This is a genomic window from Specibacter sp. NPDC078692 (assembly GCF_040686835.1).
In the GTDB taxonomy this organism is placed as follows: domain Bacteria; phylum Actinomycetota; class Actinomycetes; order Actinomycetales; family Micrococcaceae; genus Specibacter.
In genome coordinates, this window is record NZ_JBFBLV010000003.1 from 64,896 (window position 1) to 78,176 (window position 13,281).

The following is a 13,281-nucleotide window of genomic DNA, read 5'->3' on the forward strand; positions in this document are numbered from 1 at the left end:
TGGTTCAGGCATCAGATGTTGCTGCCTAAAACGCAGCCTAATGTTGCTGCCCTCGTTGCTCCTGGCTAGACGCCCAGTTTGACCTTGACATCCTTCAGTGAGGGGTTGGTGGCTGCGGAACCGTCCGGGAACAGCACCGTGGGTACCGTTTGGTTGCCGTTGTTCAGGTTTTCGACGAGCGCGGCCGTGCCGGGGACATCTTCAATGTTAATCTCCGTGTAGCCAATGCCCTCGGCGTCCAGCTGCTTCTTCAGGCGTTTGCAGTAGCCACACCAGGTGGTGGAGAACATGGTGATGGTGCCGGCGTCGGGGGTGAAATCCACGGTGGATGCTCCTTGGAGGAAAGTGTGCGGTTGGTATCTGTGACAACGCTACCGGGCTCAGGGGATATTCCGGGCTTCCTGCGCCACCAGAGAAAAGCTGTGCCACCATGGATGACATGTGTGGACGTTATGTCATGGCCAGGGCCGTGGGAGACCTAGTAGCGGAACTTGAAGCGGAAGCGGAGGCCTCGCTGGAATTGCGAGCCTCTTGGAATGTTGCACCCACCACGGATGTGCCCATTGTGCTGGAGCGTCTCATTGACGGCGCCCTTCGCAGGCAGGTTCATGTGGCTAAGTGGGGGCTGGTCCCCGGCTGGGCCAAGGATTCCGCCGTGGGGGTGCGTGCCTTCAATGCCCGTAGTGAGACTGTCCTGGAAAAGCCCACGTTCCGTGCGGCCATCAAGGCTCGGCGCTGCGGGGTTCCTGTGCAGGGTTATTACGAATGGAAAAAGTCACCGGATGGCAAGAGCAAACAGCCCTACTTTGTGCACAGTGCCGATGGTGCCCTGATTGTTTTTGCAGGAATGTATGAGTGGTGGAAGGACCCGGCCAAACCGGAAGGGGCACCCGATCAGTGGCTGTTGAGCACCACCATCCTCACCATGGCCTCCCCGGTGGAGGGGGAGCTGGCCACCCTGCACGACCGCCTGCCCGTTCCTCTGGCCAAGGAGGCGCTGGCCGAGTGGCTGGATCCTGAAAATAAGGTCCCCGGCGCTCTGCTGGAGGCTGCGCTCGCAGAAGCGTGGGCCCTGGCCGCGGACTGGGTGCTCGATCGTGTCAGCACGGCAGTGGGCAATGTACGCAACAATGGCCCCGAACTCATCGAGGCCATTACGGTGTAGTGCTTCCTGGTTGCCGGTTCCCTGACTGTTGCCCGTGCGGCTGGTGTAGGTGCAAGGAGTGAGGTGCGGCTAAACGGTGACGTGTCCGGCGTCGTCCACGGTCCAGGTGGGATTGTAGGCAACTTCCCAGCGGAAGCCATCCGGATCGGCAAAATAGCCGCTGTAGCCGCCCCACTCCTGCTGAATTGCGGGATGGTCAACGGCGGCACCGGCCTCGCGTGCCTGCGCCAAGACTGCATCAACCTCGGCTGGGCTGGCAACGTTGTGACTCAGTGTGAGGGCAGGGACGCCGTCGGAGGGCTCAACGCCGAGCTCGGCGGCCATGGCGGCTCGGTCCCACAGGGAAAGGATCAGCCCGTGGTTGAGCTGCAAGAAGATGACTTGGCCGGGGACTTCGTGATGCGCCGTCCAGCCAAGCCGTGTGAGATAAAACTCCCGTGAGCGCAAAACATCCCTGACACCCAAGGTAATGAAGTTCAGCCGCTGCTCCACGGAAGCCCTGGGTGGCGTCTTAGTCGTCGTCTTCTTCGGGGGACCAGCGGTGGAAATCTAGCGAGAGGTACAGGGCCAAAGCTGCAGAGTTGGTGGCTTCAACCCGCAGGGCAACGTCCTTGTGGCCATTGTTGAACAGGGTGTCCAGCGTGGCCAGGACCAAGTCCTCTGCCAGGCCGCGACGGCGGTGTTCCCGGTCGGTGATCAGCTCAATGATGAAGGGGGTATCCGGGGTGTCATTGCCCAGAGCATGCTCCACGACGAGCACGGCGGCGACAATCTTGCCGTCCTCATCCAAGGCAACGTGGGAAGCATCGGGAAGCAACTCGCCGTATTTGCCGGCGTACGATGCCCGCATGTCAGCCATGGCGGCTTCCAATGACTCTGCAGCAACGCCTGCGTCATAAGCGGTGAAATAGAGTTCGCCGAGACGGGCGACGTCGGATTCCTGCACTGTGCGGGAAGCTGTTTTGAGCTCCCGTTCAAGTGGTGTGGTTTTGGCGATGAGGGTGACCATGTCAGTCATGGAACGCTCCTTTAAGTTGTTGTGGCGCCTGCGGGTAGGGCTCAGCCGTTAGCCATAAGGCCATGCTAGACGCAAGAGGCGTTCTCAGCCATCTAGCTAGATAACGTTTTGTGCACTCGTTTTGTGCCCGCTCTGGTGTTTTTTCCCAAGGCGGCGGATGGGTGCTGCGTGAAATTGAGCGTACACTTAAATTCATTCGAAGATATGTACTAATGAATCGTGTCTACCCTGAACGTATCTCGTGGTTGTCCTTGTCGGGTGGAGATTGGAGTACGCACATGGGCACCTTTACTGAGTCCGTCACCATGGAATGTTCCCCTGACGGGGAGCCTGTGCGGATGTGGTGGCGCGGGCTGTGCCACGAGATTGTTGCCAAACCCCAGAGCTGGTATCAGCGCCGTCCTTGGTGGCAGGACCATACGAGTCTGCGCCCAGGTGAAGGCGTGGGGTATGTGGACACTCAAATCTGGCGGTTGCAGGTGGTTCGGGAGGGTGAACCCGGGATCTTGACTCTGGATGTGGTGTTGTACCGGCCTAGCCTGCGCTGGCGTGTCATCAAAGTTCACACACGGGTGGAGCCGGAGCCTGAACCCGAGCCGTTGGAGAGTGACACCTTGGAGACTGGCACCTTGTTGGCAGACACGTTTGAAGTAGACGCATTAGAGATAAGCCCTGGGGAGGGTGAAGACAGTGCGTAACTTTATTCACCTGCATGCAGCCACTGCCTTCAGCGCCCATTATGGGGTGTCCTGGCCGGAAGATCTGGCCCAGGCGGCGGCAGCTGACGGTGCCGATGCCCTAGCCATCACCGATAGGGACGGGCTATATGGGGCGGTCAAACATGTCAAGGCGTGTATGGCTGCCGGTATTGATCCGATCATCGGGGTTGACTTAGCCGTTCTCGAAGAAGGGGAACACGCACCGGTCATTGCCGGGCGGGTTGTGGTGTTGGCTCATGGCGGAGCAGCGGGGAATCCGGGTGCGGGCTATGGGGCACTATGCCGTCTGATCTCACTGGCCCACCATCAGTCCAAGGGGCCTGTGGGCCTGACCTTAGAGCAGTTGGCTCAGGGTGTGGTTGATCCGGCGTCCGGGCATCCTGTGCTGACAGTGTTACTTGGCCCGCATTCTCCTGTGGGCCGGGCGATGGAGAGCCGTAAATATTTGCTGCCCCGCAGCAAGTTCAAACAGTGGCGCGAAGCCATGCCGGTAGGCTCCCTCGTGGCGGAAATTACCAGCCACCTCAACACCCCGGGTGCTCCCCTGAGCACCACCCATGCTGTCCGCATGGTGAAATTAGCGCACGAATTTGATGTTCCAGCGGTCTTGAGTAACGCCGTCCGCTATGCAGGACCAGAGGACGCACCGGTAGCTGATGTGCTCGATGCTGCCAGAAACATTGCCCCCTTGGCACAGCTGTCAGATCTGCAACCTACGGGGCAAGCGTGGTTGAAAAGCTCCGCTGAGATGGAGAAGGTGGTCCGGGATATTGCGGACTACGGCGGCTACGGCACCACCGGGCTGAATCAGTTGTGGACCAACACGGCTCAACTGGCGGATAAGTGCCGGCTCGACCCGCACACGGATCTGGGCTGGAAAAAGCCACGCACCCCGGAAAGCGATGTGCTGGGCCTGAATCAACCTGCCGGCAAGGAATTGCAACAGCGCACGGAGTCGGCCCTGCTCCAACGCTTTGGTGGGCTTGCACCCAGCCAGCTAGAAAAAGCCAAGGACAGGTTGTCGGTAGAGCTGGACACCATCTCCAGGTTGGGTTTTGAATCGTACTTTCTCACCGTGGCCGAGGTTTCGGAGATGATCCGCACCATGGGGGTGCGTCGAGCCGCACGAGGTTCCGGTGCGTCGTCGTTAGTTAATTACTTGCTCGGGATCAGTGCGGTGGACCCCCTGGCCAACGATCTCCTCTTTGAACGGTTCCTCTCCAATGACAGGGCTACCCTGCCTGATATTGACCTCGATGTGGAAAGCGCGCAGCGGCACAACGTGTACCGGGCCATCTTTGAGCGCTTCGGGCCCAAGCGGGTGACCCTGATGAGTATGCAAAACAGTTACCGGGCTCGGGGCGCCGTACGGGATGCGGGCCTGGCGTTAGGGGTTGAGAAAGGTGAGATTGATCAGATCGCCAAGCAGCTGTGGCGGTTCTCGGCCGGTTCCTTCCGGGAGGCGCTGGAGGAAAAGCCGGAACTGCGTGAGCTGGCAGCCCATATACACCAGTCCCGTTTTGCCACGGAGGACGGGGATGGGCCCGCACCCCAGCTGGATCTGCTGGTGGACATCACCCAACGCCTGGATAGTTTGCCCAGGCACATCTCCATGCATCCGTGCGGGGTGATCCTGGGGGATTCCACCCTGCTGAACCGCACCCCCGTGCAGCCCAGTGGCATGGGCCTGCCCATGAGCCAGTTCGACAAGCACGATATGGACGCCATGGGCATGCTCAAGCTCGATGTCCTGGGCGTGCGCATGCAGAGCGCCATGGCCCATGCGGTGCGGGAGATCATCAAGCTGCACCCCTCACGTGAGTCTGTAGCGGCCGACGGCGGTCACGCTGCGGATGCGCCGTTCATAGGGGAGGGCGGGGCCATTGACCTTGACGCCGTACCGCTCGACGACGAACCCACCTTTGAGCTGATCCGCAGCACCCACACGCTGGGCTGCTTCCAGATCGAGTCCCCAGGCCAGCGGGAGCTAGTAGGCAAGATGGCCCCCACCGAGTTCAGCGACCTCGTCATCGACATTTCCCTATTCCGTCCCGGCCCCATGAAATCCAATATGGTCAAGCCCTTCCTGGAAAGCCGGGCCGGGTTCGCCAAACCGCACTACGCCCACCCCGACCTCATCCCTGCGTTGGCCGAGACCCATGGGGTGACGGTGTTTCATGAACAGGTGCTGCGGACCTTCGCCACCTTGACCGGTTGCACCCTCTCCCGTGCCGACGAATTCCGGCGCGGGCTGGGGAACCCCGCCGTCGAACCCGTCGTGGAGCAGTACTTCAGGGACAAGGCTGCGGCTAAGGGGTACAGCGCCGACGTCATTGAGGAGGTGTGGGGGACCCTGGTCGCCTTCGGGAGCTTCGGCTTCTGCAAAGCCCATGGGGCCGCCTTTGCCGTACCCACCTACCAATCGGCCTGGCTCAAGGCCCACCACCCGGCAGAATTCATGGCCGGACTCTGGGAACACGATCCGGGCATGTACCCGCGCCGCCTACTCGTCGCCGAAGCCCGCCGCATGGGCATCCCGATCCTGCCCCTGGACATCAACGCCAGCGCCGGCGAATACCACGCCGAGCGCACCGACACAGGGGAGACGGGAGTACGGCTGAGCCTGGCCGGGGTGTATGGACTTTCCGCCACGGAGCTCAAGCGAATTCTGGCCGGTCAGCCCTACAACTCCCTTGCGGAACTGCGGGACCGGGCCAGACTCAGCCGGCCAACCCTGAAACGGCTGGCCCAACTGGGCGCCCTGGACTCACTGCACCGCCAAGCCAAAACCGTTACGGGAAGCACCGCCAACCGGGCAGACCTGGTAGCCCACGTCAACAGCCTGCCGGGGCATCATGGCAGCAAACGCAATGAACCCATCGCCGGGCAGCTGTCACTGCCCATGGATGATGTAGAGCTGGGTGCGCTCGCAGCCGAGCACCCCGATGCCGAACTGGCCGAAACCGTGAGCACGGAGCTGGACCTGTTGTCTCTGGATGTCAGCGGCCACCTCATGGAAAGCTATGCGCCGCTGCTGGACCGTCTGGGTGTAAGCCGGGCGCAGGAGCTCCTGAGCCTGCGCAACAACAGTGAAGTGTTGGTGGCCGGGGTGCGGGTGGCCACCCAAACCCCGCCCATGAGGGGTGGAAAGCGGGTGGTGTTCATCAGCATTGACGACGGCACCGGATGTGTGGACAGCACCTTCTTTACGGAGGCGCAGGAGAAATCCGGGCCCTTACTCTTTGGCACCCGGATGCTGTTGATCCGCGGGCTGACCCGGCGCACCGGCCCCCGCGGCATCACGGTCCAGGCGCTGGAGGCGTGGGACCTGCAAAATCTGCCGCCAGGCCTAGAGCTGCCACTGCCGCGCGTGCCCTTGGTGACCGGCTAGTGACCCGCCGAAAATTTTGGCATAAATCGGTGCCAGCACTGATGCCAAGCACGGCCGGGACATGCATACTGAGGTATGAGTTAAGGTCTCAACCATCTCCGGTGCTGGCGCAGTCTCCAATTGGCCTCAGCTGACGGACCGCAGCCGTTACACGGAAGCCGTCAGATGCAGACCACGCAGTTCCTGACAGCAGCACTTGCAGGGTTGGGCACAGGGCTGGCACTGATCATAGCGATCGGTGCGCAGAGTGCGTTTGTGCTACGGCAGGGGCTCCGCGGCGACCACGTTGGCTTGGTGGTCTTGGTGTGCCTGCTCAGCGATGTGGTCCTCATTGCAGTGGGCGTTGCAGGGGTGGCCAAGTGTTGCGGGCTGAGCCAGCAATGGAAGCCGCAGCCCGGTTTGGCGGGGCCGGATACCTCTTTGTCTACGCCGCCCTGGCGGGAAGGCGTTGTCTGCGGGCCAGGGGCGGACTGCATCCCAGCCGCGGAACCGCCCTCACCACAAAGCCGGTCCTGCTCGCGGTGTTGGCTGTGACGTGGCTGAATCCCCACGTGTATCTGGACACCGTGCTGCTCTTGGGTTCTCTGGCCAGCGTCCACGGACAGATGCGCTGGGGTTTTGGGCTAGGGGCCTTTGGTGCCAGTCTGCTCTGGTTTACGGTGCTGGGGTACGGCGCAGCAGTGTTGCGCCCCATGTTTGCCAAGCCGCAGGCATGGCAACTGCTGGATGCTGGGAAAGCTGCGGTCATGGTGGTACTGGGTGTGACCATGCTGGCCCGGGGCTGATCAGAAACCCAGGCAGGACGGTTGGGTTCCCCCTGCCGAGGAGAAGCCCGGCTTGGTTGGGGCCCCGGCAAACCGATACCATCGAAGAGGCCCACAGCAACCCCCGTATGTTGCTTGGATATGGGGCCATACATGACAAACAAGGAGTTACCAGTGTCAGTGGATTCACAGATCACCATTAATGTCGACGGCGAGACGACTACGGTGGCCACAGGCACCACCGGAGCGGAGCTGTTCTTTGAACGCCGCGACGTTGTTGTCATGCGCGTCGATGAGGTTTTGAAGGACCTTGCCGCCGTCTTGGAAGACGGTGCCGCTGTGGAATCGGTCACGATTGATTCCCCCGATGGGCTCGATGTGCTCCGTCACTCCACCGCCCACGTCATGGCCCAGGCCGTACAGCAGTTGCGCCCCGATGCCAAGCTCGGCATTGGCCCGTACATCACCGACGGCTTCTACTTCGACTTTGATGTGGCCGAGCCCTTCACCCCCGAAGATCTGAAGACCCTTGAGAAGATGATGCTCAAGATCGTCAACCAGAACCAGAAGTTCGCTCGCCGCGTTGTCTCCGAGGAGGAGGCCCGCGAAGCCATGGCCAACGAGCCGTACAAGCTGGAGCTGCTGGGTAAGAAGAACGACGACGCTGCTGGCGCCGCCGAAGGCGTCAACGTCGAGGTTGGCGCAGGTGACATCACCATCTACTCCAACATTGACCGTAAGAGCGGGGAAGAAGTTTGGTGCGATCTGTGCCGCGGCCCGCACCTGCCCAACACGAAGCTGATCTCCAACGCCTTCGCACTGACCCGCACCTCCGCCGCCTACTGGCTGGGTAACCAGAAAAACCAGCAGCTGCAGCGCATCTACGGCACGGCATGGCCCACCAAGGATGCCCTGAAGGCTTACCAGGAGCGCATTGCCGAGGCTGAGCGCCGCGATCACCGCAAGCTCGGTGTGGAATTGGATCTGTTCTCCTTCCCTGATGAGTTGGGCTCGGGTCTGCCGATCTTCCACCCCAAGGGCGGCATCATCCGCAAGGAGATGGAAGACTACTCACGCAAGCGCCACGTTGAGGCCGGCTACGAGTTTGTCTACACCCCGCACATCACCAAGGGCCACCTCTACGAGGTCTCCGGACACCTGGACTGGTACCGCGATGGCATGTTCCCGCCCATGCATGTTGATGCTGAGCTGAATGAGGACGGCACGGTGCGCAAGCCCGGCCAGGATTACTACCTCAAGCCCATGAACTGCCCCATGCACAACCTGGTCTTCCGCTCGCGTGGACGCTCCTACCGTGAACTGCCGTTGCGCCTGTTCGAATTCGGTTCGGTCTACCGCTACGAGAAGTCCGGTGTGATCCACGGTCTGACGCGCGTGCGCGGTATGACTCAGGACGACGCCCACATCTACTGCACCAAAGATCAGATGAAGGACGAGCTCACCGAGACACTGAACTTTGTGCTGTCCCTCCTCAAGGACTACGGCTTGGAGGACTTCTACCTGGAACTCTCCACCAAGGATCCGGAAAAGTTCGTGGGCGACGACGACATCTGGGAGGAAGCCACCCGCACCCTGGCAGAAGTGGCCACCGAATCCGGTCTGGAGCTGGTCGCTGATCCCGGTGGAGCAGCGTTCTACGGTCCCAAGATCTCCGTGCAGGCCAAGGATGCCCTCGGCCGCACCTGGCAGATGTCCACCATCCAGCTGGACTTCAACCTGCCTGAGCGTTTTGAGCTTGAATTCCAGGCTGCCGATGGCACGCGCCAGCGTCCCGTCATGATCCACCGTGCCCTATTCGGTTCCGTGGAGCGTTTCATGGGCGTGCTGACCGAGCACTACGCAGGCGCGTTCCCGGCCTGGCTGTCCCCGGTCCAGGTCGTGGCCATCCCCGTGGCTGAGGCGTTCAACGATTACATGTTCGACGTCGTCGCCCAGCTTAAGAAGGCAGGCATCCGTGCCGAGGTGGATATCTCCAGCGACCGCTTCCCGAAGAAGATCCGCACGGCGTCCAAGGACAAGATCCCGTTCGTGCTGATCGCCGGCGGGGATGACGCCGATGCCAACGCAGTGTCCTTCCGCTTCCGTGACGGCAGCCAGGACAACGGCGTGCCCGTTGAAGAAGCAGTCCGTCGGATTGTTGAAGCAGTACGGAACCGCACGGCGTGAGTGAACTCGGTGGGGCGTCGGAGCCCGTTGTAGTTGATGACTTTGAACTCCCTGGGGTTCCGGACGCCTTCCAACGACTCTGGACGCCCCACCGGCTCGCCTATGTCAAGGGTGGGCAGGAGCAGGTTACCGGCAAACACGATTGCCCGTTCTGCGAGGCCCCTGATCGTAGCGATGAGGATTCCCTGATTGTGTACCGCGGTGAACTGGCCTATGTGGTCTTGAACTTGTTCCCGTACAACCCGGGGCACCTCTTGGTGTGCCCATACCGGCACGTTCCCGACTACACGGATCTGACTCTTGCAGAGACGGCAGAGTTTGCTGCCCTCACACAGCAGGCCATGCGGGTGTTGCGCGCAGTTTCCAACCCCTCCGGTTTCAACCTGGGCATGAACCAGGGCGTCACCGGTGGGGCTGGCATTGCAGCACACCTGCATCAACATGTGGTGCCGCGGTGGGGCGGTGACGGTAACTTCATGCCGATCATCGCTGGCACCAAGGCCATCACCCAGACCCTCAGTGACGCCCGCCAGCAGGTGGCTGCCGCCTGGAACAACGCCGAATAGGGGCAGTGATGCTCAACAAATACGCCAGGGCACTTTTTGCCGCCATCTTCACCCCCGTTGCCGCTCTGTTGGTGCGCCTGAAAGTCTCACCCGATGCCGTGACCATCATCGGCACCTTGGGTGTTGCTGCCGGTGCGCTGATTGGTTATCCGCTCGGTGAACTGTTCTGGGGCACCGTGGTCATCACCATCTTCGTGTTCTCGGACATTGTGGATGGGCTCATGGCACGCATGTTGGGCCGCTCAGGCCCTTGGGGAGCGTTCTTGGACTCCACCCTTGATCGGGTGGGGGACGGGGCGGTCTTCGCCGGTATCGTCATTTGGTTCTACACCGGTGGCAACAACCACTTCATCGCAGCCATGGCCCTGACCTGCCTCGTGCTTGGCTCCATTGTCTCCTACGCCAAGGCACGCGCCGAGGGTCTGGGTATGACTGCCAATGTGGGCATTGCCGAGCGGTCAGACCGGCTCGTGGTGGTCCTCGTGGCGACCGGGCTGGTAGGCCTGGGAATCCCCGAAGCCGTGCTCGCCGTCGTTCTTGTTCTGCTAGCCATCGCCAGCCTGGTGACGGTGTTCCAGCGGATGGGAACCGTCCGGCGTCAGGCTATGGCGGCGGTTACGTCGCAAGGACAGTAACACTTGTTTTTATCCCCTCTGGGGGCCGGAATAGACTGGCCGCACCCGTGAAGCATGTCACGTTTGCGGGTTCGTGAACTATTTCCGTTCCTTCCCAGAGGGGTTTTTTGTGTCTACATCTGAGGTAACACCTGTGACCGGCAGCAGCCGGGTCAAGCGCGGCATGGCCGACATGCTCAAGGGCGGCGTCATCATGGACGTGGTCAACGTTGAGCAGGCCAAGATCGCCGAAGACGCCGGCGCCGTAGCCGTCATGGCACTCGAGCGGGTCCCCGCCGACATCCGGGCACAGGGTGGCGTGTCCCGCGCCAGCGATCCGGACATGATTGACGCCATCATCGCCGCCGTGTCCATCCCGGTCATGGCCAAGGCCCGTATTGGCCACTTCGTTGAAGCGCAGGTGCTGGAGTCCCTCGGCGTGGACTTCGTGGACGAGTCCGAGGTCCTCACCCCGGCCGACTACGAGCACCACATCGACAAGTGGAACTTCAAGGTTCCCTTCGTCTGCGGCGCCACCAACCTCGGTGAGGCCCTGCGCCGCATCAACGAGGGCGCTGCCATGATCCGCTCCAAGGGTGAAGCCGGCACCGGAGACGTCTCCAACGCCACGGGCCACATGCGCAAGATCCGCACGCAGATCGCCCAGCTGGCGGCACTGCCGGCGGATGAGCTGTACGTTGCCGCCAAGGAACTACAGGCCCCGTACGAGCTCGTGAAGGAAGTTGCGCAGGCAGGCAAGCTCCCCGTGGTGCTGTTCACCGCCGGCGGCATTGCGACACCGGCTGATGCGGCCATGATGATGCAGCTCGGCGCCGACGGCGTGTTCGTTGGCTCCGGCATCTTCAAGTCCGGCAACCCGGCACAGCGCGCAGCAGCCGTGGTCAAGGCCACCACGTTCTTCGATGACCCTTCCGTGATTGCGGATGTTTCCCGCGGCCTCGGCGAAGCCATGGTGGGCATCAACGTGGCCGACATCCCCGAGCCGCACCGCCTGGCCGAGCGCGGCTGGTAGCCCTCCCTACCAACGCCGCATCACTTTACGGCGTGTTTTTCTCGACGCGGCACCACTTTACGGCGCCGCTGGCGTGCAAACGGTTGAGGGAGATTCAGTTCTCCCTCAACCGTTTGTGTTCTTGGCTCCTCCCAGCCAAGATTGACACCATGACGCAGCCCTTCGCTGGCCTTCTGGCCTACCCCATCACGCCCCTGAGGGACGACGACGAACTCGACTTAGCGTGGCTAGCTCACCTCGTGCGCAACGCGTCTTTTGCGGGCATATCAGGGATGACCGTGCTCGCCACCTCTGGTACGGGGGTAACTTTCGACCGGGGTGAACGGCAAGCAGTTGTGCAAATGGCTGTCGAGTCAGCAGTCATGGTAGGTACCTCGGAAGGTTTGCGGGAATCCGCCATGCCCGTGTATGCGGCAGTGAGTGCCCCGTCCACACGCGAAGTGGTGCGCTTGGCGCAGGATGCCGAGAGTGCGGGAGCCTCCGGGTTACTTCTAGCTCCGTTTTCTTATTTGCCGCTTTCGGATGCGGAAGTTCGTGCGCTATTCTTGGCGGTCTCTGAAGCAACGACCCTGCCGATCTGCTTTTACAACAAGCCGCTGCAGACGCATTTTGATGTCAGCCCCGCAACCCTGGCCTATTTAGCAAGCAATACCCGCCTACGCGCAGTTAAGGACACCATGCGTCGCGAGGATGTCGCGGGCCGCGTTAGCGAGCTCAGGGCAGCAGTCGGTCCTAACTTTTCCATCGGACTCAGCGCCGATGTTCAGTTGCTGGCCGAACGCCCAGAAGTTGATGCCTGGCACACTGGACTGGCGGGACTGCTGCCGGGTGACTACATCGAGGTGTGGCGGCTCGCCCAGGCAGGAGCGCCACAGGGTGCCAGCTTGGCGCGGTTGCAGGCCATCGCGCACGCCCTGGCTGGCATGCCTCACGCCATCGGCGCACTCCACGCGCTGTCCAACGTCATCGGCGTTCCGACGGCTGCGCCCCGGGGTCCTTTTGCCGCGGCCACTCAAGAGGAAACCTGGCAGCTCAGCGCCGCCCTTAACGGGTAGCCAGCTGCGCGATCGTTGGGAAAGGGCCGTAAAGTGGTGCGGCGTCGCTCAAAAAGGGCCGTAAAGTGGTGCGGCGTCGGAAGGGGTTACTGCGGCGGGTGGAACCACCACGTCTGGCCTTTGCCAATGAGTTCGAAGCCGCGGTTGCGGTAGAGCCGTTGCCCATCCGGGGTGGCGTTGAGTAGCAAGTGCTCTGCTCCGGCGTTGAACGCCGCTTCGGCCAGAGAATTCAACAGGGCGGTACCGAGCCCGGTGCGGCGATGCTCGGGATCCACCACCATGTCAAAGATGCCCGCCAGGTTTTTTCCGCCCTGCTGGTTCGGCGGCAAAAACGCATAGGAGCGTCCCGCCCAGTCCTGCCCATTGCGGGCAGTCGCCAGCCACACTTGATCGTCAGCGAGACAGGTCAACTCCACACGGTCATCGGAAGTTTCGCTAGCGGCCGCCACACTCTCAACGTCCAGGGCGCGGGTCATCCACCACGGCTGCCAGCCGCGCTCAAAACGGTACGCCGGCAAGATTCCCTCCCGCACGGCAGCATTCATCCACACACCGACAGCGGTGGCACCGCGGCGTTCGGCTTCGGCCAAGGCAGGCTGTAGGCCGGCGTCGGTAATTTCCTGGGGGAACAGGCACAACATTTCCCGGGTTTCCGGGAGCCACACCCAGTCCATGCGGTGCGTGGAAAACGCCCGCCCGCCCGTGGCCTCAGCCAGTGCACGGAACCATGCATGCTGTGTACGTTGGCAATCTGCAAGTGTCACCATGC

General features: G+C 61.8%; 13 protein-coding genes. 9 read left to right on the forward strand and 4 right to left on the reverse strand.

Annotated features, from left to right (window positions below; translation table 11 throughout):
• Positions 1-65: 65 nt before the first annotated feature.
• On the reverse strand, positions 66-323 hold the full coding sequence (locus AB0O97_RS03055) for a mycoredoxin (RefSeq protein ID WP_363839957.1): 258 nt from the start codon (positions 321-323) through the stop codon (positions 66-68).
• Positions 324-439: 116 nt separating this feature from the next.
• On the opposite strand from AB0O97_RS03055, the gene AB0O97_RS03060 reads away from it, so the two are divergent.
• Positions 440-1,165, forward strand: a complete 726-nt coding sequence (locus AB0O97_RS03060; RefSeq protein ID WP_363880132.1) for an SOS response-associated peptidase — start codon at positions 440-442, stop codon at positions 1,163-1,165.
• Positions 1,166-1,234: 69 nt separating this feature from the next.
• Here the strand turns inward: AB0O97_RS03060 and AB0O97_RS03065 are convergent, their stop codons facing one another.
• Positions 1,235-1,657, reverse strand: coding sequence for a VOC family protein (locus AB0O97_RS03065; RefSeq protein WP_363839954.1), 423 nt, complete (start codon positions 1,655-1,657; stop codon positions 1,235-1,237).
• 19 nt (positions 1,658-1,676) lie between these two features.
• Positions 1,677-2,183: a GNAT family N-acetyltransferase gene (locus tag AB0O97_RS03070; RefSeq protein WP_363879783.1), complete on the reverse strand. Its 507-nt coding sequence runs from the start codon at positions 2,181-2,183 to the stop codon at positions 1,677-1,679.
• A gap of 278 nt (positions 2,184-2,461) precedes the next feature.
• On the opposite strand from AB0O97_RS03070, the gene AB0O97_RS03075 reads away from it, so the two are divergent.
• The 8 genes from AB0O97_RS03075 to AB0O97_RS03110 all read left to right on the forward strand — a co-directional run bounded on the left by AB0O97_RS03075 (position 2,462) and on the right by AB0O97_RS03110 (position 12,512).
• Complete coding sequence (locus AB0O97_RS03075) at positions 2,462-2,881, forward strand: hypothetical protein (RefSeq protein ID WP_363879786.1); 420 nt, start codon at positions 2,462-2,464, stop codon at positions 2,879-2,881.
• A complete protein-coding gene (gene dnaE, locus AB0O97_RS03080) occupies positions 2,874-6,293 on the forward strand; it encodes a DNA polymerase III subunit alpha (protein WP_363879789.1) in 3,420 nt (1,139 codons plus the stop codon). Before AB0O97_RS03075 ends, dnaE begins: the two co-directional genes overlap by 8 nt.
• Before the next feature lie 380 nt (positions 6,294-6,673).
• Positions 6,674-7,078: a LysE family transporter gene (locus tag AB0O97_RS03085; RefSeq protein ID WP_363879792.1), complete on the forward strand. Its 405-nt coding sequence runs from the start codon at positions 6,674-6,676 to the stop codon at positions 7,076-7,078.
• Between the two features lie 132 nt (positions 7,079-7,210).
• Complete coding sequence (gene thrS / locus AB0O97_RS03090) at positions 7,211-9,244, forward strand: threonine--tRNA ligase (RefSeq protein ID WP_363879795.1); 2,034 nt, start codon at positions 7,211-7,213, stop codon at positions 9,242-9,244.
• The gene (locus AB0O97_RS03095; RefSeq protein WP_363879797.1) at positions 9,241-9,810 is read left to right on the forward strand and encodes an HIT domain-containing protein; all 570 of its coding nucleotides are present in this window, start codon (positions 9,241-9,243) and stop codon (positions 9,808-9,810) included. Before thrS ends, AB0O97_RS03095 begins: the two co-directional genes overlap by 4 nt.
• Before the next feature lie 8 nt (positions 9,811-9,818).
• Entirely contained in the window at positions 9,819-10,445 is a 627-nt protein-coding gene (gene pgsA / locus AB0O97_RS03100) for a phosphatidylinositol phosphate synthase (protein WP_363879800.1), read from the forward strand.
• A 109-nt stretch (positions 10,446-10,554) separates the two neighbouring features.
• Positions 10,555-11,457 carry a pyridoxal 5'-phosphate synthase lyase subunit PdxS gene (gene pdxS, locus AB0O97_RS03105; protein WP_363879803.1) on the forward strand — a complete coding sequence of 301 codons (903 nt, stop codon included), beginning with the start codon at positions 10,555-10,557 and terminating at the stop codon, positions 11,455-11,457.
• Between the two features lie 149 nt (positions 11,458-11,606).
• Positions 11,607-12,512: a dihydrodipicolinate synthase family protein gene (locus AB0O97_RS03110; protein ID WP_363839931.1), complete on the forward strand. Its 906-nt coding sequence runs from the start codon at positions 11,607-11,609 to the stop codon at positions 12,510-12,512.
• An 86-nt stretch (positions 12,513-12,598) separates the two neighbouring features.
• On the opposite strand, the gene AB0O97_RS03115 is transcribed toward AB0O97_RS03110, so the two are convergent.
• On the reverse strand, positions 12,599-13,279 hold the full coding sequence (locus AB0O97_RS03115) for a GNAT family N-acetyltransferase (protein WP_363839928.1): 681 nt from the start codon (positions 13,277-13,279) through the stop codon (positions 12,599-12,601).
• Positions 13,280-13,281: the final 2 nt, after the last annotated feature.